Origin of the sequence: Pseudoxanthomonas sp. SE1, from assembly GCF_029542205.1 — a bacterium.
In the GTDB taxonomy this organism is placed as follows: domain Bacteria; phylum Pseudomonadota; class Gammaproteobacteria; order Xanthomonadales; family Xanthomonadaceae; genus Pseudoxanthomonas_A.
The window spans coordinates 2,230,842-2,256,742 of the sequence record NZ_CP113783.1 but is presented as its reverse complement, the minus strand read 5'-3'; the positions used below and the strand labels follow the sequence as shown (position 1 = coordinate 2,256,742).

Annotated in this window: 28 protein-coding genes; 22 read left to right on the top strand and 6 right to left on the bottom strand. The window is 68.0% G+C overall.

The window, feature by feature from the left end:
- The first annotated feature begins 67 nt into the window (after positions 1-67).
- The 21 genes from OY559_RS10670 to OY559_RS10570 all read left to right on the top strand — a co-directional run bounded on the left by OY559_RS10670 (position 68) and on the right by OY559_RS10570 (position 17,984).
- Complete coding sequence (locus tag OY559_RS10670; protein WP_277726254.1) at positions 68-811, top strand: beta-ketoacyl synthase chain length factor; 744 nt, start codon at positions 68-70, stop codon at positions 809-811.
- Positions 804-1,601, top strand: coding sequence for a lysophospholipid acyltransferase family protein (locus OY559_RS10665; protein ID WP_277726253.1), 798 nt, complete (start codon positions 804-806; stop codon positions 1,599-1,601). Before OY559_RS10670 ends, OY559_RS10665 begins: the two co-directional genes overlap by 8 nt.
- Complete coding sequence (locus tag OY559_RS10660) at positions 1,588-1,848, top strand: ApeE family acyl carrier protein (RefSeq protein ID WP_162109714.1); 261 nt, start codon at positions 1,588-1,590, stop codon at positions 1,846-1,848. Before OY559_RS10665 ends, OY559_RS10660 begins: the two co-directional genes overlap by 14 nt.
- Before the next feature lie 24 nt (positions 1,849-1,872).
- On the top strand, positions 1,873-2,127 hold the full coding sequence (locus OY559_RS10655; RefSeq protein WP_142124725.1) for an acyl carrier protein: 255 nt from the start codon (positions 1,873-1,875) through the stop codon (positions 2,125-2,127).
- A gap of 17 nt (positions 2,128-2,144) precedes the next feature.
- Complete coding sequence (locus tag OY559_RS10650) at positions 2,145-2,696, top strand: COG4648 family protein (protein ID WP_277726252.1); 552 nt, start codon at positions 2,145-2,147, stop codon at positions 2,694-2,696.
- Positions 2,689-4,374 (top strand): ApeI family dehydratase, encoded by a 1,686-nt coding sequence (locus OY559_RS10645; RefSeq protein ID WP_277726251.1) that lies wholly within the window; start codon positions 2,689-2,691, stop codon positions 4,372-4,374. Before OY559_RS10650 ends, OY559_RS10645 begins: the two co-directional genes overlap by 8 nt.
- Positions 4,364-5,143: a glycosyltransferase family 2 protein gene (locus OY559_RS10640; protein ID WP_277726250.1), complete on the top strand. Its 780-nt coding sequence runs from the start codon at positions 4,364-4,366 to the stop codon at positions 5,141-5,143. Before OY559_RS10645 ends, OY559_RS10640 begins: the two co-directional genes overlap by 11 nt.
- Entirely contained in the window at positions 5,140-6,084 is a 945-nt protein-coding gene (locus OY559_RS10635) for a lysophospholipid acyltransferase family protein (RefSeq protein ID WP_277726249.1), read from the top strand. Before OY559_RS10640 ends, OY559_RS10635 begins: the two co-directional genes overlap by 4 nt.
- Entirely contained in the window at positions 6,077-7,618 is a 1,542-nt protein-coding gene (locus OY559_RS10630) for an HAL/PAL/TAL family ammonia-lyase (protein WP_277726248.1), read from the top strand. The genes OY559_RS10635 and OY559_RS10630 overlap by 8 nt, the downstream gene beginning before the upstream one ends.
- Positions 7,608-8,039, top strand: a complete 432-nt coding sequence (locus OY559_RS10625) for an acyl-CoA thioesterase (protein WP_277726247.1) — start codon at positions 7,608-7,610, stop codon at positions 8,037-8,039. The genes OY559_RS10630 and OY559_RS10625 overlap by 11 nt, the downstream gene beginning before the upstream one ends.
- Before the next feature lie 56 nt (positions 8,040-8,095).
- Positions 8,096-8,668 carry an outer membrane lipoprotein carrier protein LolA gene (locus OY559_RS10620; RefSeq protein ID WP_277729981.1) on the top strand — a complete coding sequence of 191 codons (573 nt, stop codon included), beginning with the start codon at positions 8,096-8,098 and terminating at the stop codon, positions 8,666-8,668.
- A complete protein-coding gene (locus tag OY559_RS10615) occupies positions 8,661-11,036 on the top strand; it encodes an ApeM family transporter (RefSeq protein WP_277726246.1) in 2,376 nt (791 codons plus the stop codon). The genes OY559_RS10620 and OY559_RS10615 overlap by 8 nt, the downstream gene beginning before the upstream one ends.
- Complete coding sequence (locus tag OY559_RS10610; protein WP_277726245.1) at positions 11,033-12,265, top strand: NAD(P)/FAD-dependent oxidoreductase; 1,233 nt, start codon at positions 11,033-11,035, stop codon at positions 12,263-12,265. The genes OY559_RS10615 and OY559_RS10610 overlap by 4 nt, the downstream gene beginning before the upstream one ends.
- Complete coding sequence (locus tag OY559_RS10605) at positions 12,253-12,801, top strand: ApeN family LolB-like membrane protein (protein ID WP_277726244.1); 549 nt, start codon at positions 12,253-12,255, stop codon at positions 12,799-12,801. Before OY559_RS10610 ends, OY559_RS10605 begins: the two co-directional genes overlap by 13 nt.
- Positions 12,798-13,988 carry a beta-ketoacyl-ACP synthase gene (locus OY559_RS10600; RefSeq protein ID WP_277726243.1) on the top strand — a complete coding sequence of 397 codons (1,191 nt, stop codon included), beginning with the start codon at positions 12,798-12,800 and terminating at the stop codon, positions 13,986-13,988. Before OY559_RS10605 ends, OY559_RS10600 begins: the two co-directional genes overlap by 4 nt.
- Positions 13,989-14,444: a hotdog family protein gene (locus tag OY559_RS10595; protein ID WP_277726242.1), complete on the top strand. Its 456-nt coding sequence runs from the start codon at positions 13,989-13,991 to the stop codon at positions 14,442-14,444.
- Complete coding sequence (gene fabG, locus OY559_RS10590) at positions 14,441-15,175, top strand: 3-oxoacyl-ACP reductase FabG (protein WP_277726241.1); 735 nt, start codon at positions 14,441-14,443, stop codon at positions 15,173-15,175. Before OY559_RS10595 ends, fabG begins: the two co-directional genes overlap by 4 nt.
- A complete protein-coding gene (locus OY559_RS10585; RefSeq protein WP_277726240.1) occupies positions 15,172-16,413 on the top strand; it encodes a beta-ketoacyl-ACP synthase in 1,242 nt (413 codons plus the stop codon). Before fabG ends, OY559_RS10585 begins: the two co-directional genes overlap by 4 nt.
- Before the next feature lie 24 nt (positions 16,414-16,437).
- Positions 16,438-16,893, top strand: a complete 456-nt coding sequence (locus OY559_RS10580) for an ApeA family protein (protein WP_277726239.1) — start codon at positions 16,438-16,440, stop codon at positions 16,891-16,893.
- A gap of 8 nt (positions 16,894-16,901) precedes the next feature.
- Entirely contained in the window at positions 16,902-17,429 is a 528-nt protein-coding gene (locus OY559_RS10575) for a hypothetical protein (RefSeq protein WP_277726238.1), read from the top strand.
- A gap of 114 nt (positions 17,430-17,543) precedes the next feature.
- Positions 17,544-17,984 (top strand): excinuclease ATPase subunit, encoded by a 441-nt coding sequence (locus OY559_RS10570; RefSeq protein WP_277726237.1) that lies wholly within the window; start codon positions 17,544-17,546, stop codon positions 17,982-17,984.
- Positions 17,985-18,031: 47 nt separating this feature from the next.
- Here the strand turns inward: OY559_RS10570 and OY559_RS10565 are convergent, their stop codons facing one another.
- The 6 genes from OY559_RS10565 to OY559_RS10540 all read right to left on the bottom strand — a co-directional run bounded on the left by OY559_RS10565 (position 18,032) and on the right by OY559_RS10540 (position 24,673).
- The gene (locus OY559_RS10565; RefSeq protein WP_277729980.1) at positions 18,032-20,287 is read right to left on the bottom strand and encodes a heavy metal translocating P-type ATPase; all 2,256 of its coding nucleotides are present in this window, start codon (positions 20,285-20,287) and stop codon (positions 18,032-18,034) included.
- A 122-nt stretch (positions 20,288-20,409) separates the two neighbouring features.
- A complete protein-coding gene (locus tag OY559_RS10560; RefSeq protein WP_277726236.1) occupies positions 20,410-20,805 on the bottom strand; it encodes a MerR family transcriptional regulator in 396 nt (131 codons plus the stop codon).
- A gap of 90 nt (positions 20,806-20,895) precedes the next feature.
- On the bottom strand, positions 20,896-21,429 hold the full coding sequence (locus OY559_RS10555; protein ID WP_277726235.1) for a DUF411 domain-containing protein: 534 nt from the start codon (positions 21,427-21,429) through the stop codon (positions 20,896-20,898).
- 11 nt (positions 21,430-21,440) lie between these two features.
- The gene (locus OY559_RS10550; protein WP_277729979.1) at positions 21,441-22,274 is read right to left on the bottom strand and encodes a copper resistance protein B; all 834 of its coding nucleotides are present in this window, start codon (positions 22,272-22,274) and stop codon (positions 21,441-21,443) included.
- Between the two features lie 74 nt (positions 22,275-22,348).
- Positions 22,349-24,151 carry a copper resistance system multicopper oxidase gene (locus OY559_RS10545; protein WP_277726234.1) on the bottom strand — a complete coding sequence of 601 codons (1,803 nt, stop codon included), beginning with the start codon at positions 24,149-24,151 and terminating at the stop codon, positions 22,349-22,351.
- Between the two features lie 120 nt (positions 24,152-24,271).
- Complete coding sequence (locus OY559_RS10540; RefSeq protein WP_277726233.1) at positions 24,272-24,673, bottom strand: CopL family metal-binding regulatory protein; 402 nt, start codon at positions 24,671-24,673, stop codon at positions 24,272-24,274.
- Positions 24,674-24,832: 159 nt separating this feature from the next.
- Between OY559_RS10540 and OY559_RS10535 the strand changes: the two genes are divergently transcribed.
- On the top strand, positions 24,833-25,828 hold the full coding sequence (locus tag OY559_RS10535) for a glucokinase (RefSeq protein ID WP_277729978.1): 996 nt from the start codon (positions 24,833-24,835) through the stop codon (positions 25,826-25,828).
- The last annotated feature ends 73 nt before the right edge of the window (positions 25,829-25,901 follow it).

Sequence of the window (25,901 nt, the reverse complement as noted above, 5' to 3'; positions counted from 1 at the left end):
ACTGGCGAATCTCCGGGCATGCAGGTGAAATAGGGTGATTCGGAATCGGCGGGGCTTTGCGCGGCGGATGATCGGTTTCTCAGTGAAGGAATGGAGCGCGTGGGCACCCGGACTGGTGGATCACGACGCATGGCGCGCCTGGGCCGCGGCGCCCTGGCTGCCGGTGGGGGACGACACGCCTGCGCTCGCAGAAGTGCCGGCCATGCAGCGCCGTCGCATCGAGCGGCTAGGTCGCATGGCGATCCAGGCGGCATGTTGGTGCCAGCGCGCGGAAGAACGTGGGGTGCCGCTGGTGTTCGCGTCCCGGCATGGCGACGTGGCGCGCTCGATGGAACTGCTCGAAGCGCTCGCGACGGAGCAGCCGCCATCGCCGACGACGTTCGGCCTGTCGGTCCACAACGCGATTGCCGCCCTGTATTCCATCCTCCGGCGCGAGCGCGGCAATTACATAGCGCTGGCGGGCGGCATGGCGACTGTCGAGGCCGCATGCGTGGAGGCCGCCGCGTTGCTCGCGGACGGCGCACCGGAAGTGATGCTGGTGGTCTACGACGCGCCGCTGCCGGCGATCTACGCAGGGTTCCCGGACGAACCGGATGCCGGCTTCGCCTGGTGCTGGCGGCTGGCGCCCGCCGATGACCCCGCGTCCACGTTGCGGCTCGGGTGGGAAAGCGGAGACGCCCCCATTGAAGCGGACGTTGAGCCCGCCCGTTTGCCGCATGGCCTGGATGTGCTGCGTTTCCTGCTGTCCGGTGCGCCCTCGCTGCGCTGGATCGGCGACGGAACCGCGTGGCAGTGGCGGCGCGATGCGTGACCGGTTGGATCATGCGTGGCGGGTCGTCGGTACAGGGCTGAGCTTCCTCGCTTTCGGCATGGGCGGCTTGTTGCTGGGCGTCTGCATCCTGCCACCCCTCCTGTGGCTGGTGCGCGACCCGGAGCGCCGCCGCCGGTGGTCCCGCCGCCTCGTCCAACGCAGCTTTGCCGCGCATGTCGAACTGATGCGGCGGCTGGGCGTGATGACGTACGAAATCCGCGGACGCGAACGCCTGGCGCGCGACAGCCTGCTGGTGCTGGCCAACCATCCCACCCTGATCGACGTTGTCCTGCTGGTCTCTCTGCTGCCGAATGCTGATTGCGTGGTCAAGTCCGCGGTGGCGCGCAACCCGTTCATGCGGGGGCCGGTGCGGGCCGCGGGTTACGTATCCAACGACGACGGTGCGGGGCTGGTGGAGGACTGCATCGCCGCGGTGCGGGCGGGCGGTACGCTGGTCGTTTTCCCCGAGGGCACGCGGACCACGCCGGGGCAGCCGTTGAAGCTGCAGCGGGGCGCCGCGAACATCGCGGTGCGCGGCAGACTGGACATCACCCCGGTACGCATCACGTGCTCGCCACCGACGTTGGGGAAAGGGGATAAGTGGTATCGTGTGCCGCCGGTGCGGTTCCATATGGTGATCGATGTTCAGGAAGACCTGCCGATCGCCCCGTTCCTGAATGGAACGGAGGGGGCGGACCCATCGGCGGGGGGAGAGGCGCTGGCAGCCCGGCGGCTCACGGAACATCTGGCCATCTACTTTGCGGGAGATCCATCGCGTGCAGGCACTTGAGCACGAGATCAAGGAATTGATCATTTCTTCGTTGTCGCTGGAGGACATTTCCCCGGACGACATCGACACCGGCGCACCGCTGTTCGTGGAAGGCCTTGGCCTGGATTCGATCGATGCGCTCGAACTGGGCCTGGCGCTTCAGAAGCGTTATGGCGTTGCGCTTTCGGCCGACTCGCAGGAAACCCGTCGGCATTTCGCCAGCGTGCGCGCGTTGGCGGATTTCGTCGCCTCGCAAGGCAAGGCCTGAGCAGGGACGGGTAGGACTGGCAAGATGACCAAGAACGAACTTTTCGACCGGATCGTCACGATCCTGCATGACAGCTTCGAGATCGAACCCGCGCGCATCACGCCCGAGGCCCGCCTTTACGACGACCTCGACATCGACAGCATCGATGCGGTGGACCTGATCGTGCAGCTCAAGCCGCTGCTGGGGCGCAGCCTGCAACCGGATGCCTTCAAGTCGGTGCGCACGGTGCAGGACATCGTGGACGTGCTGTACGGTCTGATCCGCGACCAAGCCGCCTGAGCGCAGGCCGCCTCCGCGTGTCCCGCATCGGCGCGATCATCTTCGTGGCGTTGTCCGTGGCGTACCCGCTGGTGGTGTACTGGGCCATGGGCCGCTTCGAACCACGGTGGCTGGCAGTCCTGCTGCTGGTGGTGGCCCTGCTGCGTGCCGCCGCCACCCGGCAGGCAGTGTGGCTTGCCGCTGCGGCAGGGGCCGCGGTCCTCGCGGGGCTGGCCACGGTCTTCAACCAGGCATTGCCGTTGAAGCTGTATCCCGCGTTGATCAACGCCGTGATGCTGGTCGTGTTCGGTGCCAGCCTCGTGTTCCCACCCTCGGCGGTGGAGCGTATCGCCCGCCTGACAGAGCCCGACCTGCCGCCTGCAGGTGTGGCGTACACGCGCCGGGTGACGCAGGTATGGTGCGGCTTCTTCGTGTTCAATGGCGCGGCCGCGCTGGTCACCGCGCTGTGGATGTCCGATCGCGCATGGGCGCTGTACAACGGACTGATCGCCTACGGACTGATCGGGCTGCTGTTCGGTGGCGAGTGGCTGGTGCGCCAGCGCGTGAAGGCGAGCCATCGGCATGGCTGAGTGGCGCGACCTGACTGACGTCGCCGTGCAGGCGCTGCCTGGCCGTGCCTTCATGGTCGCGGGCCGTGAAGCCCGCGACCACGCGTACTTCCATCGCGAGGTGCTGCGCTGGCATGCGAGCTTCAAGGCGCAGACCGGCACGACATGGGCGCTTCATTTCGATGATGCCGCGCGTTTCGCCGCTGCCTTGTACGGCGCATGGCACGCGGGCAAGACGGTCGTGCTGCCGGGCGATGCCCTGGCGGGTACGCAGGTACGGTTGCGCAGCCGCGTGGACGGGTTCGCAGGCGACTGGCCTGATGCATCCCTGGCGTGCGCCGATGTGGCGGCGGGCGGCGAGACCCTGCTTTCTCCCCTCGATGCCAGGGCCACGCGCCTGACCGTTTACACCTCGGGCAGCACGGGTGAACCTGTTGCGATCGAGAAGCAGCTTGCCCAGTTCTGCGCCGAAGTCGGGGCGCTGGAAGCCGCGCTCGGTGCGGGTCTGGAGGGTGTGGCGGTGCACGGCACCGTGTCGCACCAGCACATCTACGGGTTGCTGTTCCGCGTGCTGTGGCCGCTGGCCGCCGGTCGCGCCATCGTGCCGCGTGCGTTCTTCCCGGAGGATCTGCTGGCGGCGATGGAAGACCACGACGCCGTGCTGGTCGCCAGCCCGGCGCACCTCAAGCGCCTGCCGGCCCAGCTGTCGTGGTCGTCGCTGCATGGACGGCTGCGTGCGGTGTTCTCCTCGGGCGGCGCGCTGCCTGCCGAAGCCGCGCACGCTGCCGCTCAACTGCTGGGCGTGCCCCCTACGGAAATCCTTGGCAGCAGCGAGACCGGCGGCATCGCCTGGCGCCAGTGGCGGGAGGAACAGCCGGCATGGCGCCCCCTCCCGGGGGTCGATTGGCGGATACGGGACGGCGCGCTGGAGGTGCGTTCGCCCCACTTGAATGAAGACGCCTGGTGGCACAGCCAGGATCGCGCAGAGCCGGATGGCGCCGGTGGCTTCCGCTTGCTGGGTCGCGCTGACCGCATCGTCAAGGTGGAGGAGCGGCGGGTGTCGCTGGATGCGCTGGAGCGGCAGATCCTCTCGCATCCTGCGGTGAAGGACGCGCGCGTGCTGTTGCTGGGAGGCGCGCGCAGCACGCTGGCAGCGGTCGTGGTGATGAACGACGACGCGCAGGTGCCGGACGACCCATCGATGCGGCGCGCGCTTTCGCAGACCCTGTCACGCCACCTTGCCGGCCACCAGGATGCCGTGACGCGACCGCGCCGTTGGCGCTTCGTCGCGGCGCTGCCGGTGAATGCGCAGGGCAAGGTGACCGAAGCTGGCTTGACGGCGCTGTTCCGTCCCGAGCGGCCGGCCGCGCACTGGATCCTGCGGGAGGCCACGCATGCGAAGGTCGAGTTGCCGCTGGATGCTTCGCTTGCGGTATTCGACGGACATTTTCCGCAGGCCCCCATCCTGCCGGGCGTCGCGCAACTGGACTGGGCCGTACAACTGGCGCGCGAGGTCTTCGCAATGCCGCGACATTTCCTGCGCATGGAGGCGCTGAAGTTCCAGCGTGTCGCCCGGCCAGGAGATGTGGTCCGGCTTGATCTCGAATGGCACTTGGAGCGCGGTACGCTGGTGTTCCGCTACACCTCCGTGCACGGGCCGCATGCGAGTGGTCGCGTGGTGTTCAGCGATGCCGAGTGATCCCGCGCCCATGCCGTCCGCGTTCCGTCCGCTGGTGGTGATCCCGGTGTTCGATCACGAGCACGCCATCGCGACGATGGTGGAGGGCGTGCTGGCATCGGGTGTGCCGTGCCTGCTGGTGGACGACGGTTCCGGTGCCCCGTGCGCAGCCGAACTGGATCGCCTGTCGGCATTGCATGCACCGCGCGTGCGCCTGCTGCGGCTGTCCGAGAACCAGGGCAAGGGCGGGGCCGTCCTGGCCGGTTTCCGTTGGGCCGGCGCCAACGCCCACACCCATGTCCTGCAGATCGACGCGGATGGCCAGCACGATCCCGCCGATATCCCCGCGTTCCTGGCGATGGCGCGGGCGCACCCTGATGACGTGGTCTGCGGCGTGCCGCTGTACGACGACAGCGTGCCCAGGGGCCGGCTGTACGGCCGCTACCTTACGCACGTGTGGGTCTGGATAAACACGCTGTCCTTCTCCATCCGCGACTCGATGTGCGGGTTCCGGGTATATCCGCTGCCGCCGGTGCTGCGGCTGATCGATGAGGAAACCATCGGCCGTCGCATGGACTTCGACGTGGAAGTGCTGGTCCGGTTGTTCTGGCGTCGCGTCGCGGTACGCAACCTGCCCACCCGGGTAACGTATCCGCTCGATGGCGTGTCCCACTTCGATGTGTGGCGCGACAACGTGCGCATCAGTCGCATGCACGCACGACTGTTCTTCGGCATGGTGCGCCGCCTGCCACGCCTTCTGGCGCGCCGCGCCGTGGACCGGGCCGCATGAGCCAGCGCGGGCAGCACTGGGCCGAGATCGGCGAATCCACTTCCGTGCGCGGCATCCTGCTGCTGTGCGCGGTACACCGCTGGCTCGGGCGCTGGCCGTTCCGTCTCTGCGTGTATCCGGTGGTGCTCATCCACTGGCTCGCCAACGGCACCGCGCGCCGCGCGTCACTGCAATACCTGCAGCGGGCGCATGCGTACCAGGCCGTGCCGCCACGACGGCCGGGCATGTGGCAGAGCCTGCATCACTTCGCGATGTTCGCCGAAACCCTGCTCGACAAGATCCTGGCGCTGGGCCAGCGCTACCCGGTGGAACGGGTGCGGATGGAACGCAAGGATGTGCTGGCGCGCGTGAAGGCGGGCGAGGGTGGCCTGATCGTCACCGCGCACCTGGGATGCCTGGAGCTGTGCCAGATCATGGCCGACCAGGTGCCCGGGTTCCGCCTGACCGCACTGGTGCACACCGCGCACGCCGAGCGTTTCAACCGGTTGATCCAGCGCCTGGATGCCGGCAGTCGGGTCGAACTGCTGCAGGTCACCGACCTGGGACCTGCCGATGCGGTGAAGCTGGCCGAGCGCGTGGCGCGCGGTGAATTCGTTGCCATCGCGGGCGACCGGGTGCCGCTGCGCGGCGGCCGCAGCGTGACGGCGCCGTTCCTGGGGCATGACGCACCGTTTCCCATCGGGGCCTACGTGCTGGGCGCTGCGCTGAAGTGTCCCGTGTTCACGATGGCCTGCACGCACGATGGCGACGGGTACCGCGTGCGCCTGGAGGCCTTCGCTGAACGCATCGAACTGCCACGCGGCTCGCGCGACGCCGCCCTGGCCGGCTACGCTGCGCAGTTCGCGGTGTGGATGGAACGGCAGGTCCGCCTCTCTCCCTATGACTGGTTCAACTTCTACCCCTTCTGGGATCAGGTAACGCATGACGCCCGCAATGAATGAATCCGTGGCCCCGGTCTTCGGCGATGCCCCTCTTCGCATCGAGGACGTGGTGGCGCTCGCCCGGCGGCAGGTGCCGGCCGTACTGTCGGAGGACACGGAATTCCGTGCGCGGATCGCGCGCGGTGCGGATTTCCTGGATCGACTGCTGGACGAGGACGGTGTGATCTACGGCGTCACCACGGGCTATGGCGATTCCTGCACCGTGAACATTCCGCCGGCGCTGGTCGCGGAACTGCCGCACCATCTGTATACCTACCACGGCTGCGGTCTCGGCCGTTTCCTCGATGAAACCGAAACGCGCGCAGTACTCGCGGCGCGCCTGGCATCGCTGGTGCGCGGGATGTCCGGGGTCAGCCTGCCGTTGCTGCAAGGCCTGGAAGCGCTGTTGCGCCACGATGTGCTGCCGCTGATCCCCGCAGAGGGGTCGGTGGGTGCAAGCGGGGACCTGACGCCCCTGTCCTACGTGGCGGCGGTGCTCTGCGGCGAGCGCGAGGTGATGCATGCCGGCCGTCGCAGGCCGGCCGCCGAGGTACTGGCCGAGATCGGTCTGCGTCCGCTCACGCTGCGCCCGAAGGAAGGCCTGGCGATCATGAACGGCACTGCGGTGATGACGGCGCTGGCGTGTCTCGCGTTCCACCGTGCGGAGTACCTGTCGCGGCTCGCCACACGGTTGACCGCGTTCAACGTGCTGGCAAGCAACGGCAATGCGCACCACTTCGATGCGGTGCTGTTCGCGGCCAAGCCGCACCCGGGCCAGTCGCGGGTGGCTCAGCGCCTGCGCGAGGACCTGCACAGCGACCGCCCGCCGCGCAACGAACAACGGCTGCAGGACCGCTATTCGCTACGTTGTGCGCCGCACGTGATCGGCGTGCTGGAGGACGCGCTCCCGTTCTTCCGCCAGTTGATCGAAACCGAACTCAACAGTGCGAACGACAATCCGCTGATCGATCCGGACCGCGAGCAGATCCTGCACGGCGGCCACTTCTACGGCGGCCACATCGCCTTCGCGATGGATTCGTTGAAGAACACCGTCGCCAACGTGGCCGACCTGCTCGATCGCCAGTTGGCGCTGATCGTCGACGCCCGCTACAACCATGGGCTGCCCGCCAACCTGTCCGGTGCGACGGGGCCGCGCGCCGCCATCAATCATGGCCTGAAGGCATTGCAGATCAGCGTTTCGGCGTGGACGGCCGAAGCGCTGAAGCTGACCATGCCGGCCTCGGTCTTCTCGCGCTCGACCGAATGCCACAACCAGGACAAGGTCAGCATGGGCACGATCGCCGCGCGGGACTGCCTGCGCGTGATCGAGCTGACCGAGCAGGTGATGGCGGGAATGCTGGTCGCGGCCCGCCAGGCGCTCGAACTGCGCGAACGCGTCGGCATGCAGTCGACGCTGCGCGATGGTCCTGCCGCGATGTACGCCGACCTGCGCGAGCGTATCCCGCTGGTGGAAGAAGACCGGGCACTGGATGGCGAGCTTCGCCGGTTGCTGGCCGACATCCGCGAAGCGCGGTGGGACGTCTATGCCGGTTGAGCAGCACGAACATCTGGCCATCGAAGTGGCGTTGAGCCCGGCCTTCCATGACTGCGACGCGATGCAGGTGGTCTGGCACGGGCATTACTTCAAGTACCTGGAGATCGCCCGGTGTGCGCTGTTGCAGCGCCTGGACTACGACTATCCGCAGATGCAGGTGTCGGGCTATCTCTGGCCCATTGTCGACACGCGCGTGAAGTACATCCGTCCGCTGCGGTACGCGCAGCCGCTGGTCGTGACCGCGCGCATCAGCGAGTGGGAGAACCGGTTGAAGCTGGACTACGAGATCCGCGATGCCGCCAGCGGGGAGGTGATGACACGCGCGCACACCATCCAGGTCGCGGTCGACGCGGCTTCAGGCGAGATGCTGTATCTGTGCCCGCCTGTCCTGTGGCAGCGGCTGGGAGTGGAGGCGCCATGAAGACGGTCCGCAGTTTCCTGGCCGCGTCCCTGCTGGCCGTCGCGGCGGGCGGCAACATGCTGCCCGCGGCAGCGGCCGATCCGCTGGCGCAGGTGCAAGGGCAGGTCGCACAGGTGCCGCTGCTGCGCGGCGAGTTCGCGCAGGAGAAGCAGGTCGCCGGCTTCAGGAACCCGTTGCGCTCCAGCGGACGCTTCCTGCTCGCGCGCGACAAGGGCGTGGTCTGGACCACGACGGCACCGTTTCCCTCCGAGACCGTGATCACGCGGGACCGCATCCTCAGCCGTCAGCGCGACGGCAGCCGGCGGGTCGAAGTGGATGCGCGCCAGCAGCCGGGGCTTCGCAGCGTCAATGCGATGATGTTCGCGCTGATGAGCGGCGACATGAAGGCACTGACGTCGACGTTCGAGGTGAAGGCCGAGCCTGCCGCCGGCAAGGGGTGGCGGATGACGCTGGTGCCGCGTTCGCGGCAACTGGCGCAGGCGTTCACGTCCGTGCGTCTGTCCGGCGACCGTTACGTGCGTGAGGTCGAACTGCGTGAAGCCAATGGCGACGTCACCCACCTGCGCTTCAGCGCGATGAGCGAAACACCGGCCACCCTGTCACGCGACGAGGCGACCCGGCTTGAGTGAGCCGTCGCTCCATCTGCCTGCGGCGCATCCGCTGCGGGGCTGGCGTTGGCTGGCGCTTGCATGGGTGCTGGTGCTGGCGGTCGTGGCCTGGCACCAGTGGCGGTTCTGGCACGCGCCGGCCATCGACACCGACGTGCTTGCGTTGTTGCCCACGGAAGCCGGCGACCCGGCGATTGCCGATGCGACGCGTCGCATCGCCGGCAACAGTGCGCGCGACGTGGTGGTGATGCTGGGCGCGGATGCACCGGAAGCGGCGCTGAGGGCACGCGCCGTTTTCGAGGCCTTCGTGCAGACGTCTGCGGCAACGCGGCCATCGGCGCTGCTGGTTTCGGATCGCTCGCCGGACGACTGGTTCGCACAGGCGCGCGATTTCTTCGCTCCGTATCGCGACCGGCTGCTGACGCAGGAGCAGCGGGAGGCACTCGCACAGACGCCCGCGGATGCACTGGCCGAATCCGCGCTCGTCGCCCTGTACGGACCCATGGGAACGCCCCGCCTGACCGAGTGGCGCCGCGATCCGCTGGGCCTGTGGCCGCAGTGGTGGCAGGCGCAGGCCGCTTCCTCGGGCCTGGCACTGGATGCCGATGGCCTGCTGCAGGCGGAAGGCCGCCATTGGGCCGTGCTGCAGTTCACGCTGCGCGAATCCGCGTTCAAGCTCGACGGTGAACGCCGATTGCAGGATCTGCTGGACGGCGCGGCATCCGCGGCGACGACCGCTGCACCCGGGCTGCGGGTGCTGAAGGCCGGCGTGCCGCTGCACGCGGAATCCGCGGCCGTGCAGGCCAGCCGCGAGGTCAACACCATCGGCTGGGGGTCGCTGGCGGCGGTATTGCTGCTGGTCTGGCTCGCGTTCCGTTCGCTGCGCCCACTGCTGCTGGTGGCGCTGTCGTTGCTGGTCGGTTGCGCGGTGGCGTTGACCGTCACCGTGCTGGTGTTCGGGAAGATCCATCTGCTGACGTTGATCTTCGGCGCGAGTCTGGTGGGCGTCGCGGAGGACTACGGCATCCACTGGTTCGCCTCGCGCCAGGGCGTGGCCGCCGAGCGTCGCTGGTCGTTGCTGCGGCACCTGCTGCCGGGCCTGTGGCTGGCCTTGCTGACCAGCGCCATGGCCTACCTGGCGCTGGGGCTCGCGCCGTTCCCCGGGCTGCGCCAGATGGCGCTGTTCTCGGTAGTCGGGCTGACGGCCGCGTTCCTGACGGTGATCCTTGGATTTCCCTGGCTCGACGGCGGACGCATGGGCAGCACCGCGTTCTCGCGCTGGCTGGGTGGCACGCTGGCGCGATGGCCGCGACTGTCCAGCCGTCGTGCCGTTGGCGTGCTCGCGGCGGCGGTGCTGCTGGTCGCGGTACCCGGCTTGTTCAAGCTGCAAGCCAACGATGACCTGCGCGGCCTGCAATCATCGCCGCCGGCGCTGATCGCCCAACAGCGCGAAGTGGGGCGGTTGCTGGGCATGCCCAGCCCGGCGCAGTTCTTCCTGGTCCAGGGACGGGACGCCGAGCAGGTCCTGCAACGCGAGGAGCGCCTGGTCGCCCGGTTGCGCCAGGTCGAGGCCGACGGGTCGGTCGGCGGCCATCGCGCCCTGAGCGACTGGCTGCCATCGCAGCGTCGGCAGGACGAAGTTGCCGCCCTGACCTCGCGTGTCGAACAGGAAGTGCTGGCGCGCTTGTCGGCTGCCACGGGAGAGATACTGGCGCGCGGGGAGTTCGCTGGATCGGCGGTGGGCATTGATGCCTTCCTGGCGTCGCCGGCGTCGCGGCCCGTGCGCCACTTGTGGCTGGGACAGGTGGGGCAGGGCATGGCCTCGGTGGTGATGGTCAACGACCTGTCGCGCCCCGATGCGCTGGCCATCTTCGCCGCGCAGGCCGAAGGGCTGGATGGCGTGCGCTGGGTGGACCGCACCGCGGACATTTCACGCCTGCTGACGCACTACCGCCACATGATGTCGTGGTTGCTGCTGGCGGGTGTGGTGGTCGTGTTCCTCGTGCTGGCGCTCCGCTACCGCGGGCAGGCGTGGCGCGTGATCACGCCGACACTGCTGGCCGGCGTGCTGACGGTCGCATTGCTGGGCTGGCTGGGCCAGCCGCTGCAGCTGTTCAACGTGCTGGCGCTGATGTTGCTGCTGGGCATGGGCATCGACTACGGCATCTTCCTGGTCGAACATCGCGGCGACGCGAGTGCATGGCTCGCGGTCAGCGTGGGCGCGGCCAGCACGTGGCTCTCGTTCGGTCTGCTGGGCCTTTCGGCAACGCCTGCGCTGCGTGCTTTCGGCCTGACCCTGCTGTTCGGCATCGGCCTGGTCTGGCTGCTGTCGCCCCTGTTCCGGCCACGACCGGATGATTCTTCTTTGCATGGACACACTTCGGAATGAAAACGGAACGCACGGACATCCTGATCATCGGCGCGGGCCCCGCCGGCTCGGTCGCCGCGGCGATGCTGCGCCAGCAGGGACGCAAGGTGCTGATCGTCGAGCGCGAGCAGTTCCCGCGCTTCTCCATCGGCGAGAGCCTGCTGCCGCAGAGCATGGAATACATCGAGGCGGCCGGCCTGCTGCAGGACGTGGTGGAAGCCGGCTTCCAGTACAAGAATGGTGCGGCGTTCGTGCGCGGCGAGCGCACCACGGAATTCGATTTCCGCGACAAGTTCTCGCCGGGATGGGGCACCACCTATCAGGTGCAGCGTGCCGATTTCGACCACGTGCTGGCCAGGGGCGCCGAGCGCATGGGCGCGGAAGTGCGCTACCGGCATGAAGTGCTGTCCGCTGAACCCGGCGAGACGGCGCGCGTGACCGTGCGTTCGCCGGAGGGCGAGGAATACGCCATCGAAGCCGACTTCATGCTGGATGCCAGTGGCTTCGGGCGCCTGTTGCCACGCCTGCTGAAGCTGGAGTCGCCTTCCAACTTCCCGGTGCGCGGGGCGATCTTCACCCATGTGCGAGACCACATCGCGCATGACGCCGGGTTCGACCGCAACAAGATCCTGATCACCACGCATCCCGAACACGTGGACGTCTGGTACTGGACCATCCCGTTCTCCAATGGCTGCTGTTCGCTGGGCGTGGTGGCGGAGATGGACTTCCTCGACCGCTACCCGGGCACCGAGCTCGAACGCCTGCAGGCCATCGTCGGCGAGGATCCGAACCTGACCCGCCTGCTGAAGAACGCCGAGTGGGCGGTGCTGCCGGTGCGCCAGATCACCGGCTATTCGGCGAACGTATCGTCGCTGTGGGGGCCGGGCTATGCGCTGTTGGGCAACGCGGGCGAGTTCCTCGATCCGGTGTTCTCGTCGGGCGTCACCATCGCGTTCAAGTCCGCGCAGTTGGCCAGCGAGTGCCTGGCCCGCAAGTACGCGGGCGAAAGCGTGGATTGGGAAGCCGATTTTTCCGTGCCGCTGCGCGGTGGCGTGCAGACGTTCAGGCGTTTCGTGGAGTCGTGGTACGCAGGTGGTTTCCAGCGCATCATCTTCCACCCCGATGCACAGCCCGACATCCGCCGGATGATCTGTTCGATCCTGGCCGGCTACGCCTGGGACAAGAAGAATCCGTACGTGGCCGACACGCAGCGGCGCCTGCAGGTGCTGGAGCAACTGTGCACCGGCTGATCGCCTGCTTGCTGACGGGGCTGTTGCTGGCGGCGTGTGCCACGCGTCCGGCACCGCCTGCGGTCGTCCTGCCTTCGCTGCAACTGGCGCCGGCAGCGCTCGGCCAGCAGATCGCGGTCCAGCAGCGCCTGGTGTTTCGTTTTGGCGAACACGTGCGCGAACTCGACGCCCTGCTGGAAGTCGATGCCGGCGCCGTGCGGTTGGCCGTGCAGGCCATGGGCCGTACCGGCGTCCGCCTGCACTGGGACGGCAGGACCTTGTCCGAAGAGCGTGCGGCGTGGCTGCCTGCGGCGGTGCGGGGTGAGCGCGTGCTGGACGATCTGCAGTTCAGCCTGTGGCCCGCCGACGCCGTGCGCGCCGCCTTGCCCGCGGGCTGGGAGCTGGTCGAGTCCGGCGACCACCGCGAACTGCGCAAGGATGGCCGTGCATGGCTGGCGCGGGATCGCGTGGATGCGACCACGTTGCGGCTCCACAACAAGGCGGACGGCTATCATCTGACGATTGAATCGACGGCCGGCGGAGACCCGATCCCGTGAGCCGCGACGCGATCTTCCTGAACGATCTCGGGCTGGTGTGCGCGCTCGGCGCAGGCAAGGCGTCGGTGCGCGATGCCTTGTTTCGCGACGATGCTCCCTCGGGCGTGGCACAGAACGACACCCTGGTGCCTGGCCATCGCCTGGCGATGGGCACCGTGACCACCGCGCTGCCCACGCTCGACCACCATCCGGTGCAGCTCCGCGGACGCAACAACGCACTGCTGCGTGCCGCCTACCTGCAGATCCACGATCAAGTGCAGCAGGCGATCGAACGCCATGGGCCTGCACGCGTGGCCATCGTGGTCGGCACCAGCACGTCGGGCATAGGCGAGGCGGAACAGGCGATGGTGCACTGGCATCGCCATCAGCAGTGGCCCGAGGGGTTCCACTACGTGCAACAGGAGATCGGCGCGCCTTCGCGTTTTCTCGCGGCCGAATCGGGCGCACGCGGACCTGCCTGGACGATCTCCACCGCATGTTCTTCCAGCGCCAAGGCGATGGCATCCGCGGCGCGGCTGCTGCGTGCCGGACTGGTGGACGCCGTCATCACGGGTGGCGCGGATTCACTGTGCCAGTTCACCGTACGCGGCTTCATGGCGCTGGAATCCGTGTCGGCCGAGCGCTGCAATCCTTTTTCGATGAACCGCCATGGCATCAACATTGGCGAGGGTGCCGCGCTGTTCCTGATGACGCGCTCGCCCGGGCCCGTGCGGCTGGCGGGCTGGGGTGAAACCTCCGACGCCCACCACATCTCCGCGCCCGAGCCGCAGGGCATCGGCGCCATAGACGCCATTGGCCAGGCGCTTGCGCGGGCGAAGCTTTCGGCCGGGCAGATCGATTACGTGAACCTGCACGGCACGGCCACGCCGCAGAACGATGCGATGGAGAGCCACGCGGTGGCGGCCGCACTGGGGCCAGAGGTGCCGGTGAGCTCCACCAAGGCGCTGACCGGCCACACGCTCGGCGCAGCGGGTGCCGTCGAAGCCGGCCTGTGCTGGCTGGCGATGGTCGACAACCCGCAACGCCGGCTGCCACCGCACTGGTGGGATGGCGTGCCGGATCCGGCATTGCCGCCTTTGTCCTTCGCGCCGCCCGGAAGCACCGCCAACGGCCCGCTGCGCCATGTGCTGAGCCAGTCGTTCGCCTTCGGCGGCAGCAATGCCGTGCTGGTATTCGGAGCAGAGTGAATGGGCGAGTTGTACGACATCGAACGCGTGGTGCCGCACCGGGGAACGATGCGGCTGGTCGATCGCCTCGTTGCCTGGGGCGAAGACAGCGTGGCAGTGGAAGTGCGCGTGCCCGATGAAGGACCGTTCTGCCATGCGGAAGGCGTTCCCGCCTGGGTAGGGGTCGAATACATGGCGCAGGCCATCGCCGCGTGGGCGGGCTGCCACGCCCGCGCGTCCGGCCGCGAGCCGTCGATCGGTTTCCTGCTGGGCACGCGCCGCTACGAAAGCCGGGCCTCGTGGTTCCGGGCGGGCGCATTGCTCCGGGTAGAGGCAACGCGCGAGCTGCTGGGCGACAATGGGCTTGGAATGTTCAGCTGCCGCATCCTGGGGGACGGCGAAGAACTGGCGACTGCCAACGTGTCGGTGTTCGAACCACCGGACGCGATGGCGTATCTGGAGAGTACGCAGGAATGAGTGGAGACAATACGATCCTGGTCACCGGGGGGAGCCGGGGGATCGGGCGGGCCATCGCGTTGCGGTTGGCGCAGGACGGATTCGACATCGTCGTGCATTGCCGCAGCCGCAGGGAGGAAGCCGAAGCCGTCGCCGGCCAGGTGCGCGAGCTGGGCCGGGAAGCCCGCGTGCTCGCGTTCGATGTGGCCGACCGCACCGCGGCAACACAGGCACTGGAGGCCGATGTCGGAGAACACGGCACCTACCATGGCATCGTCTGCAATGCCGGCATCGCGCGCGACACCGCGTTCCCGGCCATGAGCGGCGACGACTGGGATGCCGTGCTGCGCACCAACCTTGACGGGTTCTACAACGTGCTCAATCCCCTGGTCATGCCGATGGTGCGCCGACGCAAGCCGGGCCGCATCGTGACGCTGTCGTCGGTGTCCGGCCTGGTCGGCAACCGTGGCCAGGTCAACTACAGCGCGGCCAAGGCCGGCATCATCGGCGCCACCAAGGCGCTGGCGCTGGAACTGGCCAGCCGCGGGATCACCGTGAACTGCGTGGCGCCCGGCCTGATCGACACCGAGATGGTCAGTGGCGAGGTGGTGGACGAAGCATTGAAGATGATTCCCATGAAGCGCGTCGGACGGCCGGAGGAAGTCGCCGCCGTGGTGGCGTTCCTGATGTCGCCGCAGGCGTCGTACGTCACCCGGCAGGTGATCTCGGTCAATGGAGGGCTGGTCGGATGAGTCGCAGCGATCGACGCGTTGTCGTTACCGGCGCGGGCACCATCAGCCCGCTCGGCCACGATTGGTCCAGCGTGCATCTGCGCCTGCGCGAATGCCGCAATGCCGTGCGCCACATGCAGGACTGGGACAAGTACGAAGGCCTCAACACGCGGCTGGCCGCGCCCGCCGAACCGTTCGAGTTGCCGGCCCACTACAACCGCAAGACCACGCGCAGCATGGGCCGGGTGGCCGTGATGGCCGTGCGCGCCACCGAGATGGCGCTGGAACAGGCCGGCCTGCTCGGCCACCCTGTCCTGAAAAGCGGGAAGGTGGGGGTCTCGTACGGTTCTTCCGCGGGAAGCCACGAGGCGATCGGCGACTTCGGCCGCATGCTCAATGCGTACACCACCGAGGGCATCAACGCGACCACCTACCTGAAGATGATGAGCCACACCGCGCCGGTGAACATCGGGGTGTTCTTCGGATTGACCGGCCGGGTCTACACCACGTCCAGTGCCTGCACGTCCGGCAGCCAGGGCGTGGGCTGCGCCTACGAAGCCGTGCGCAGCGGCAAACAGGTCGCGATGATCGGCGGTGGCGCGGAGCAGCTGGATGCCACGGCGGCGGCGGTGTTCGATACGTTGTTCGCCACCAGCGTGCGCAACCATGAGCCCGAGCGGACGCCACGTCCGTTCGATGCCAACCGCGATGGCCTGGTGCTGGGCGAGGGCGCCTGCACGCTGGTGCTGGAGGAGCTGGAGCACGCGCAGGCGCGCGGCGCGACCATCCTGGCCGAAGTCGTCGGCTACGGCACCAACAGCGACGGCCAGCATGTCACCCAGCCCAGCGCCGACACCATGGCGCAGGCCATGCGGCTGGCGCTGGAGGATGCAGGGCTGGAGCCGGACGCGATCGGTTACGTCAACGCGCACGGTACGGCCACCGACCATGGCGACATCGCCGAGACCACGGCCACGGCGGCGGTGTTCGGCAGCCGCATGCCGATCAGCTCGCTGAAGAGCTACGTCGGCCACACGCTTGGGGCATGCGGTGCCTACGAAGCCTGGATCACGCTGGAGATGATGCGCGAGGGCTGGTTCGCCCCCACGCTCAACCTGGAGGAGCGCGATCCCCGCTGCGCGGACCTGGACTACATCACCGGCGAAGGTCGCGAACTGCAGACCGACTACGTGATGAACAACAACTTCGCCTTCGGCGGCATCAATACGTCGCTGATCTTCAAGCGTTGGAAAGACTGACGCCGGACATCCACAGGGGGATAGATGAAGAAGCGTTCCGTTTCATTGTTGTTGGCGCTCGTGCTGTCAGCCGCCAGCCTGCCGGCGATGGCAGGCAAGCAGGATCCGATGGTCGTGCCGGCGTACGAGCGGGTGGAGTCCACCAACGGCATTCCGCCGAGTGCGGCGCGCATCAAGGCGGCCATCATCCATGCGGGCAAGGCCCGCGGCTGGGCCGTCGCGGACAGCGAACCCGGCCGGGTGACGCTGCGCTACGCGCCACGCACGCATGAAGTCGTGGTCGCGGTGCGGTACGACGCCAACGGCTTCAAGATCGAGTATGTCTCCAGCAGGGAGATGAACTACGAAATCAAGCGCGGGGCACCGGAAATCCACGGCAACTACAACCGCTGGATCCGCAATCTGGTCAACGACATCCAGAATTCCCCGGTATTCCACCAGCCCGATGGCGCCGAGGCCACGCAGGCGGCTACGCCGTGAGGCGGCACGTGCACCGGCTTCTGCTGGCGGCCTGGCTGGGCGCGTTCGCATTGCCTGCGCTTGCGGATGATGTCATCCGAACCAGCCCGACGATCGCGCTGCGCGAGGGGTACGCCGGCTATCCGGAGTTCATGAAGGATTGCGACTGGACAGCGGAACTGCCCGCGCATCTGGTCGAGTATTCGAAAGGACGGGTGGAACTGACCGACCAGGACCTGGAAAGCCTGCCTGGCCGTACCCTGCGCATCCGCATCATGAACATGCGCAGCGCCGACGGTGGCGGATTCTCCGGTCCCAAGTGGGCGATGATCCGCGCCGACCTGTTCCAGGACGGCAAGCTGATAGGGCAGTACCAGCCTTACCGGCAGACGATGACGTTGTTCCGGGGTGGCTGCTCGTCGTTGAGCAAGATCAGCGATGCGCTGGCGGCCGATACCGCCGCGTGGCTGCTGCGCGGCGACTTCAGGGTGCAGTTCGCGGACGAGCGGAACAGCATCGAAATCGGCCCCGAAGAGGATGTGCCGCCCATCCAGTGACACGGCAGGCAGTCAACATGGGCCGTCCCGCGTGCCTGCACGCCCTCCGAACCTTCCGCTTGGCAATCTCTTTCCAACGGCGGCCCGACCGCCATTCACCCAAGGAGCTGAACCTTGAAACGATTTCTGACCACCACTTTGACCTGCCTGGTGCTGGCCGCCGCCCCGGCGGTCGCCGCCGACACGCGCCTCGAACTTCCCCTGCAGGAGCTGCTGGATTCGGCCGAAGCGAAGGCCGCCGGCCTCGACGGCAGCGTGCGCTTCTACCTCGCCGGCCAGAAGACGCCGGCGGTGGTGTCCCGCTTCGGTGAGGACGTGACCAACAAGAAGACCAACGGCGTGGGCAAGTCCGATGCCGAGTCCTGCCGCTGGGTGGCGCTGTCGGCGCTGAAGGCGTTGCAGGAGGGCGCCAAGGATCGCGGCGCCAATGCGGTTATCGACATCGTCAGCTACTTCAAGAAGAACGAGTACCGCAGCGCCACCAACTACGAATGCCACGCGGGCGGCATCATGAGCGGCGTGGCGTTCAAGGCGACCTACGCCAAGGTCAAGTAAGGTCCGATGCTTCCTGATGCGGCCGCCTGAGGGCGGCCGCATGCGTTTCATTCACCGGGCAGGCGCACGCGCCGCAGCCGCAGCGCGTTGCCAACCACCGAGGCCGAGCTGAGGCTCATCGCCACTGCGGCGAACATCGGTGACAGCAGCGGACCGCCGAACAGGCCGAGAACGCCGGCCGCGACCGGCACGCCCAGCGCGTTGTACGCGAAGGCGAAAGCCAGGTTCTGCCGCATGTTGCGCACCGTCGCTTCCGACAGCGCTTTGGCGCGCGCGATGCCGCGCAGGTCGCCCTTCACCAGCGTCACCTGCGCGCTGGACATCGCCACGTCCGTGCCCGTGCCCATTGCGATGCCGACATCCGCCGCCGCGAGGGCAGGGGCATCGTTGATGCCATCCCCGGCCATCGCCACGTGGCGGCCCTCCTGCTTCAGACGCGCCACCAGCGCGGCCTTGTCCGCGGGACGCACTTCACCGTGGACTTCGTCGATACCGAGGCGTGCGGCGACTGCCCGCGCGGTGCGTTCGCCATCGCCGGTGGCCATGACGATGCGGAGCCCGCCGTCACGCAGGGCGCGCAGGGCGTCCGGCGTACTGGCCTTGATGGGATCGGCCACCGCGATACTGCCGGCGGGCGCGCCATCGACCGCGAGGAACATCACGCTGCCGCCTTCCTCGCGGAGGCGGTCGGCATGTTCCCGCAAGGCATCGATGGATACGCCTTCCTCCTCCATCAGCACGGTATTGCCGAACGCGAGGCGACGGCCGTCGACCACGCCGCGGACACCGACGCCGCTGCTGGATTCGAAATCCAGTGCGGACGCGAGCGCCAGCCCGCGCCGACGCGCCTCCTGCACCACCGCCTGCGCCAACGGATGCTCGCTGCCGGCATCCAGGCTGGCGGCCAAGCGCAGCACCTCGTCCTCGTCGAACGGTGCCAACGCATGCACCGCATCGAAAGCCGGGCGCCCCTCGGTCAGCGTGCCGGTCTTGTCGACGATCAGCGTGTCCACCTTGCGCAGCGTCTCGATGGCTTCTGCATCGCGGAACAGCACACCGGCCTGCGCGGCACGCCCGCTGGCCACCATCACCGACATCGGCGTGGCCAATCCCAGTGCACAGGGGCAGGCGATGATCAGCACCGATACGGCGTTGAGGACACCGTAGGTCCATGACGGATCCGGGCCGAACAGACCCCAGCCCAGCAAGGTCGCCAGTGCGGCGGCGAGCACGGCGAGCACGAACCAGAACGACACCCGGTCCGCCAGCCGCTGCATCGGTGCGCGCGTGCGCTGGGCCTGCGCGACCAGCTGCACGATCTGGGCGAGCACGCTGTCGCTGCCCACCTTGTCGGCACGTATCACCAGGCTGCCCGCACCGTTGAGGGTGGCGCCGATCACGCGGTCGCCCGGCGCACGCTCCACCGGCATCGGCTCGCCGGTCAGCATGGATTCGTCGATGTGCGTCCGGCCTTCCAGCACCACGCCATCCACCGGCACCTTCTCGCCCGGCCGCACGCGCAGCCGGTCGCCGACGTGCACGTGCGAGAGCTCGATGTCTTCCTCATCGCCATCGTCGCGCAGGCGGCGTGCCGTCTTCGGCGCGAGGCCCAGCAGGGCGCGTATCGCGGCGGAGGTCTGCGAGCGCGCCTTCAGTTCCAGCAACTGGCCGAGCAGGGTGAGCGACACGATCACCGCCGCCGCTTCGAAGTAGACGCCGACGTGGCCATGGTCGCGAAACGAGGGCGGGAACAGTTGCGGTGCCAGCACGGCGACCACGCTGTAACCGTAGGCGGCGGCCACGCCGGTACCGATCAGCGTCCACATGTTGGGGCTGCGATGTGCGATCGATTGCGCCCAGCGCTGGAAGAACGGCCAAGCGGCCCACAGCACGACCGGCGTGCTGAACGCGAATTCCAGCCAGGTGCGCACGGTGGGCGGGATGAGATCCAGGTACATGCCGCCCATGGCCAGCAGCAGCGTGGCCGTGCTGAAGGGCAGCGTCCACCAGAAGCGCCGCCGGAAATCGGTCAACTCCGGATTCTCCTCCTCGTCCAGCGAGGGCAGCATGGGCTCCAGCGCCATGCCACAGAGCGGACACGTGCCCGGGCCGTCCTGCACGATCTCCGGATGCATGGGGCAGGTGTACTGCGTGCCCGCAGGTGCCGGTGCGGCAGCAGCGGCCGGATGCAGATAGCGTTCGGGATCGGCGACGAACTTCGTGCGGCAACCTGCGGAACAGAAATGGTAGGCCTGGCCTGCATGCTCCGCATGGTGCGCGGTGGTGAGCGGATCGACCTTCATGCCGCAGACCGGATCGGTGACGTGCGTGTCGTCGTCGGCGCGCGCCGTGGTATGGCCGCTGCAGCACGCGGGTTTCGCCGTGTGTTCGCTGGAAGCGTGTCCATGCGTGTGCGGTGCGTGGCTCATGCCTCGCCTCCCAGCGCCGTGAGGATCGGGCACTGGTCCAGCGCGCCATGCCCCGGGCATGCATCGACCAGCTGGCGCAACCCGTCACGCACGCGCGTCAGCTCCGCCAGACGTTGTTCCACGTCGACCAGCTTGTCGGTGGCGGCGGAACGGATGGCCGCCATGTCGCCGTCGTGGGCGCTGCTGAGGGCCAGCAGGTCGCGGATTTCCTCGAGCGTGAAGCCGAGCGCCTTCGCGCGGCGGATGAAATTCAGCCGCAGCACATCGTTCGTTTCGTAATGGCGGTAGCCGCTGGCACTGCGCGTGGGCGTGGGCAGCAAGCGCTGCTTTTCGTAGTAGCGCACGGTGTCGATGGGGACGCCGGTGCGGCGGGACAATTGGCCGATGTTCATGCGGGAACTCCTCGAAGTGCCTGCAGTCTGCACCCTGGAGTACGCTCCAGAGTCAAGGGGTGGGACGGCGTCCGTGCCGTCCCCCTCGGTTCATGGCGAATGCGTGGCGTAGGGCGTGGTGGTGCCGTCGCGGTGCAGCGCGAGCACGGTGTAGGCCGGTGCGTCGACGCCTTCCACCTCCATCCCCGGCGAGCCCATCGGCATGCCGGGCAGCACCAGGCCACGGATGGTCGGCTTCTCGCGCAGCAGGCGACGGATGTCCGATGCCGGCACATGGCCCTCGACCACGTAGCCCCCGACTTCGGCGGTGTGGCAGGACGCATGCTCGGGCACGATGCCCAGCCGTTCCTTCACCGGACTCATGGCGTCCTCGACGCGGTCGTGCACGTCGAAGCCTTCCTTGCGCAGGTGTTCGATCCAGAGGTGGCAGCAGCCGCAGTAGGCATCGCGATGGACGGTGATCTCCGGCGTCGTCGCCGCTGCGGCCTTCTGCTGCGTTGCCGGTGCAGCCGTCGCCGCGAGGGCGCTGTCCACCGGCGCCGGCACCGCCTGCGTGCAGGCGGCGAGGGTGGTGGCGAGCAGCAGGACGGAGGCGAGGCGGAGCAGGGGCGTGCGGCAATTCATGAAGTCCTCCATCAGAACCAGATCCGGACGCCCGCGACGATGCGGGTATCGCGCGTGTCTTCGCCGTCTGCGCGGCGCAGATCGGCAGTGTCGCCCACGGCGCGTTCGTGCACCACGCCGATGTAGGGCGCGAAACGGCGCGTCACTTCATAGCGCAGGCGCAGGCCCGCTTCGATGCCGGAGATGCCGCGTCCGACGCCGTAATCGGGATCATCCTTCGCTGCGATGTCCACTTCCACCAGCGGTTGCAGGATCAGGCGGTTGGTGATGCGCAGCGTGTACTCGGCCTCGACGTTCGCGGCGACCTGTCCGTCTTCGCCGACGTACGCGGTTGCCGACACCTCGAAGCGGTAGGGCGCCATGCCCTGCACGCCGAGCGCCGCCCAGCTGCGCGCGTCGCCGGGCTTGAAGTCGTGCTTCACGCCGGCCACCACGTCCCACCACGGCGAGACGCTGCGGCCGTACAGCACTTCCAGGTCGGCGCTCTCGGTGTGCCCTCCCATGCGCTCGCCCTCGCTGCGCAGCCACAGGCGGTCGGTGTCGGTGCCGAACCAGGCGCTGCCTTCCCAGGCTTGGCCAGTGCCTTCGTCCGCATCCCAGGCTTCCAGCCGGTTGAAGGTCACTTTGTGGTTGAACGCCGGTGCATGCTGCATGGCGTGGTGGTCGATGGCGGGGAACGCAGCGGCAACGTCGTCCGCGGTGATCGCGGGGATCGGTTCGCGCGGCGCAGCGGGTGTCGTCGCCGGGGTCGCCTGGGACATGGCGCCATGATCGTGATGCGCGTGGTCGTCCTGCTTCGGTGTCTCCTGCGTCGCAGGCTGTGGATGGTCGTGATGCTGCGCCATGGCAGGCGCGGCCACGCCCAGGACGACGGCAACGACGGAGGCGAGGCGGAGCGGGGCAGGGATGAGGAAGGTCTTCATGCCTCGATCCTCACTTCGCGCATCATCCCGGCTTCCATGTGGTACAGCAGGTGGCAGTGGAAGGCCCACCGTCCCAGCGCATCGGCGCGGACGCGATAGCTTCGCCGCGTGCCGGGCGGCATGTCGATGGTGTGCTTGCGCAGCTGGAATGCACCGTCCGCATCCTCCAGGTCGCTCCAGACGCCGTGCAAATGGATGGGGTGCTGCATCATGGTGTCGTTGACCAGCACGATGCGCATACGCTCGCCGTACTTGAGACGCAGCGGGTCGGCGCTGGCGAACGGGATACCGTCGAACGACCAGGCGAACTTCTCCATGTGCCCGGTCAGGTGCAGCTCCACGGTGCGCCCCGGTTCGCGTCCGTCCGGATCGTCGAACAGGCTGCGCATCGCGCCGTAGGTCAGCACCTGGCGTCCGTTGTCGCGCAGGCCGATGCCGGGATCGTCGAGTTTGGGTTCGCTGGCGGAGGACTGCATGTCGACCAGCGGATTGCCAGTTTCGCTGGCGGGATGGTTCGGCGCCTTCGATGTCGCGCCGTGAGCGCCGTGATCCATCGCACCCATGTTCGCACCGCAGCCGCCTTCGCCCATCATCGCGCCGCATCCGCCTTCCATGCCTTTCTGCGCGCCATGGCCGTTCATGTCGTGGCCCATGTCGGCCATCGTCAGCAGCGGACGTGGATCGCGCGACGGAACCGGCGCCTCCAGCCCGTCGCGGACGGCCAGCGTGCCGCGTGCGTAGCCGGTGCGGCCCATGTCCTGCGCGAAGATGGTGAAGGCGTCCTGACCCTTCGGTTCGACGATCACGTCGAACGTTTCCGCCACCGCGATGCGGAACTCGTCCACGCTGACCGGATGGATGTACTGGCCGTCTGCGGCGACCACGGTCATCTTCAGGCCCGGGATGCGCACATCGAAGTAGGTCATCGCGCTGCCGTTGATGAAGCGCAACAGAACCTTCTCGCCCGGCTTGAACAGACCGGTCCAGTTGCCGGCCGGCGCCGCACCATTCACCAGATAGGTGTAGGTGTGCGCATTGATGTCGGAGATGTCGGTGGGCGTCATCCGCATGCGCCCCCACATGCCGCGATCCTCGACCGTCTCCGCCAGCCCGTCGCGCTTCGCGTCGCGTACGAAGTCCACCAGCGTGCGCTGGTAGTAGTTGTCGTGCTCCGGCATCTTCTTCATGCGCCGGTACAACGCGGCCGGATCGAGATCGGTCCAGTCCGACAGCAGCACGACATGTTCGCGGTCGTGGTGGTAGGGCGGCGGCTCGCGCGGGTCGACGATCAGCGCGCCGTACAGGCCGGCCTGTTCCTGGAACAGCGAATGGCTGTGGTACCAGTAGGTGCCGGACTGCTTGAGCTGGAAGCGGTACTGGAAGGTTTCGCCCGGCGCGATGCCGTTGAAGCTCAGGCCCGGCACGCCGTCCATGTTCGACGGCAGCAGGATGCCGTGCCAGTGGATGGAGGTCATGTCGCGCAGGCGGTTGCTGACGCGCACGGTAACGGTATCGCCTTCGCGCCAGCGCAGTGTCGGCGCCGGCAGGCTGTTGTTGACCGTGATCGCGGGCCGCATGCGGCCGGTGATGTCGACCGGCATCGCGCCGATGCTCAGCGCGAAGTCGGTGCCGGTGACGAGCGCCGCACCGCCGCGACGTGCGGGGGTGCCGGCCGAGGCGGGCATGCGCGCCAGGCCAAGGCCCAGCGCGACGCTGCCGGTGACCAGGCCGGTAACGAACTGGCGGCGAGTGGGACGGAACGCGCCCAGGCGTCCCGGTGTGGATTCATCGTGGTTCATTGCAAGCATCCTGTGCATCGTCGGCGCGACCGACCGCTGTGGCGATGGCGTCCGTCGTGGTCGTGGATCCGGCGCGCGACACGCGCCACCGGCCCTGCGGAAAGCCGCGGGAATGCGGCGTCAGGCTGCCAGGATGGGAGGTCGCAGACGGTGGGGCAGACGCACGGAGGCGTGGGCGCCGGCACGGTAGGTCGGAGTGTCCGCCGTGGGATAGCGCGGTGGGTCCAGCGGCGCCAGCCAGGTCACCACGGGCGCATGCTGGGCACAGAAACCGTCGCAGTTGCCGGCCTTGCAGCAATCGGGGAGGCCGGCATCGTCGTCGTGGTGGACGGACGGGGATGCGTCGTCGCCATCCATCGCCATGGCCATGCCTTCGTGGCAGGGCGGTACGTCGTCGGCGGCCTGGGCCGCTGCAGCCATGTCGCCCATCGCCATGCGCGTGGCGGCATGCGCGTACGCCGTGCCGTTGAGCAGCAACGCCAGGCAAAGCAGGGCACGGAGCAGGGGGGCGAACCGGGACATGCCCGCATGATACGCCATGACCCGTGGACGTACCTTTCCGTAGGGTGAGCTACGCGCCGTCCGCGGTCGGCTCACGCACGATCGGACAACGACACGTTATCCTTGTCGCGCATTTCAGGCTTTGGGCAGCGTGGCATTCGCATGGCAGGCACGGTAACGATGGACAAGGTGCCGACAGGCGTTCCCGCAGCACACACGCAGGATGTTTCGCGTGCACGCATCATCGTCGCCGACGTGGGCGGCACGTATGCCCGCCTCGGCTGGATCGACGCCGACGGCGACAACGAGATCCACGATTACCGCCGCTATGCCTGCGCGGAGCATCCGGATCTCGCCTCCATCCTGCACGACTATGCGGCCGGCACGCCGTGCCATGGCGCGGTCGTGGCCATCGCTGGTGTGCTGGAAGGCGACCGACTGATCAATTCGAACCTGCCGTGGGCGGTGTCGGTGGAACAGACGCGTGCGGGCGCCGGCCTGGCCTGGGTGCAGCTGATCAACGATTTCGAAGCCGTGGCCAATGCGGTACCGACGCTCGCGCCGGACACGCTGGCGCCGCTGACATCCTTGAAGGCCACGGGCACGTCGTCACCCGCGCTGGTGATCGGTCCCGGCACGGGACTGGGCGCCGCCGTCTGGATCGAAGGTCAGCCGCCGCGTGTGCTGCCGACGGAAGTCGGCCAGGCGTCATTGGCGGCCGGCAATGCGCTGGAGCTGGATATCGTGCGCAGGCTGTTGAGGGACCGTCCGTACCTGCACAACGAGCACGTGCTGTCTGGTCCTGGCCTGATGAATCTGTACCGGTGCCTGTGCGAACTCCGCGGCGCGACGCCTGTGCATGCGGATGCCGGCGCGCTGGTCGCGGCCGCAGAATCGGATGCGTTGGCAAGGGAAACGCTGGAGACGTTCTGTGGCTGGCTGGGCAGCGTGGTCGGCGATCTGGCGATCATCTTCGGCGCCCGGGTCGTGTATCTGGCGGGCGGCGTTACCGCGCACATTCCGCAGTTCCTGCACGACGGGCGCTTCCTGCAGCGGTACCTCAACAAGGGCGTGATGACCGAGCAGCTGGAGCGGGTCCCGGTATGGCGGGTGGAGCATGGGCAGCTGGGGCTGCTGGGGGCTGTGGCCTGGTATAGGCAGAACCGGAAAGCGTGAGCGCTGGTCACGGGATTGATCCGGATCAACGCATGCCGGATGGAACGGTGACCACAATCGGCTTGGCCCTTTG

Excerpts from the sequence above, each read along its gene's own strand:
- OY559_RS10670 (WP_277726254.1), top strand. The coding sequence starts at position 68 with ATGATCGGTTTCTCAGTGAAGGAATGGAGCGCGTGGGCACCCGGACTG.
- OY559_RS10665 (WP_277726253.1), top strand. The coding sequence starts at position 804 with ATGCGTGACCGGTTGGATCATGCGTGGCGGGTCGTCGGTACAGGGCTG.
- OY559_RS10655 (WP_142124725.1), top strand. The coding sequence starts at position 1,873 with ATGACCAAGAACGAACTTTTCGACCGGATCGTCACGATCCTGCATGAC.
- OY559_RS10645 (WP_277726251.1), top strand. The coding sequence starts at position 2,689 with ATGGCTGAGTGGCGCGACCTGACTGACGTCGCCGTGCAGGCGCTGCCT.
- OY559_RS10640 (WP_277726250.1), top strand. The coding sequence starts at position 4,364 with ATGCCGAGTGATCCCGCGCCCATGCCGTCCGCGTTCCGTCCGCTGGTG.
- OY559_RS10635 (WP_277726249.1), top strand. The coding sequence starts at position 5,140 with ATGAGCCAGCGCGGGCAGCACTGGGCCGAGATCGGCGAATCCACTTCC.
- OY559_RS10630 (WP_277726248.1), top strand. The coding sequence starts at position 6,077 with ATGAATGAATCCGTGGCCCCGGTCTTCGGCGATGCCCCTCTTCGCATC.
- OY559_RS10625 (WP_277726247.1), top strand. The coding sequence starts at position 7,608 with ATGCCGGTTGAGCAGCACGAACATCTGGCCATCGAAGTGGCGTTGAGC.
- OY559_RS10620 (WP_277729981.1), top strand. The coding sequence starts at position 8,096 with ATGCTGCCCGCGGCAGCGGCCGATCCGCTGGCGCAGGTGCAAGGGCAG.
- OY559_RS10610 (WP_277726245.1), top strand. The coding sequence starts at position 11,033 with ATGAAAACGGAACGCACGGACATCCTGATCATCGGCGCGGGCCCCGCC.
- OY559_RS10595 (WP_277726242.1), top strand. The coding sequence starts at position 13,989 with ATGGGCGAGTTGTACGACATCGAACGCGTGGTGCCGCACCGGGGAACG.
- fabG (WP_277726241.1), top strand. The coding sequence starts at position 14,441 with ATGAGTGGAGACAATACGATCCTGGTCACCGGGGGGAGCCGGGGGATC.
- OY559_RS10585 (WP_277726240.1), top strand. The coding sequence starts at position 15,172 with ATGAGTCGCAGCGATCGACGCGTTGTCGTTACCGGCGCGGGCACCATC.
- OY559_RS10580 (WP_277726239.1), top strand. The coding sequence starts at position 16,438 with ATGAAGAAGCGTTCCGTTTCATTGTTGTTGGCGCTCGTGCTGTCAGCC.
- OY559_RS10565 (WP_277729980.1), bottom strand. The coding sequence starts at position 20,287 with ATGAAGGTCGATCCGCTCACCACCGCGCACCATGCGGAGCATGCAGGC.
- OY559_RS10560 (WP_277726236.1), bottom strand. The coding sequence starts at position 20,805 with ATGAACATCGGCCAATTGTCCCGCCGCACCGGCGTCCCCATCGACACC.
- OY559_RS10555 (WP_277726235.1), bottom strand. The coding sequence starts at position 21,429 with ATGAATTGCCGCACGCCCCTGCTCCGCCTCGCCTCCGTCCTGCTGCTC.
- OY559_RS10550 (WP_277729979.1), bottom strand. The coding sequence starts at position 22,274 with ATGGCGCAGCATCACGACCATCCACAGCCTGCGACGCAGGAGACACCG.
- OY559_RS10545 (WP_277726234.1), bottom strand. The coding sequence starts at position 24,151 with ATGAACCACGATGAATCCACACCGGGACGCCTGGGCGCGTTCCGTCCC.
- OY559_RS10540 (WP_277726233.1), bottom strand. The coding sequence starts at position 24,673 with ATGTCCCGGTTCGCCCCCCTGCTCCGTGCCCTGCTTTGCCTGGCGTTG.
- OY559_RS10535 (WP_277729978.1), top strand. The coding sequence starts at position 24,833 with ATGGACAAGGTGCCGACAGGCGTTCCCGCAGCACACACGCAGGATGTT.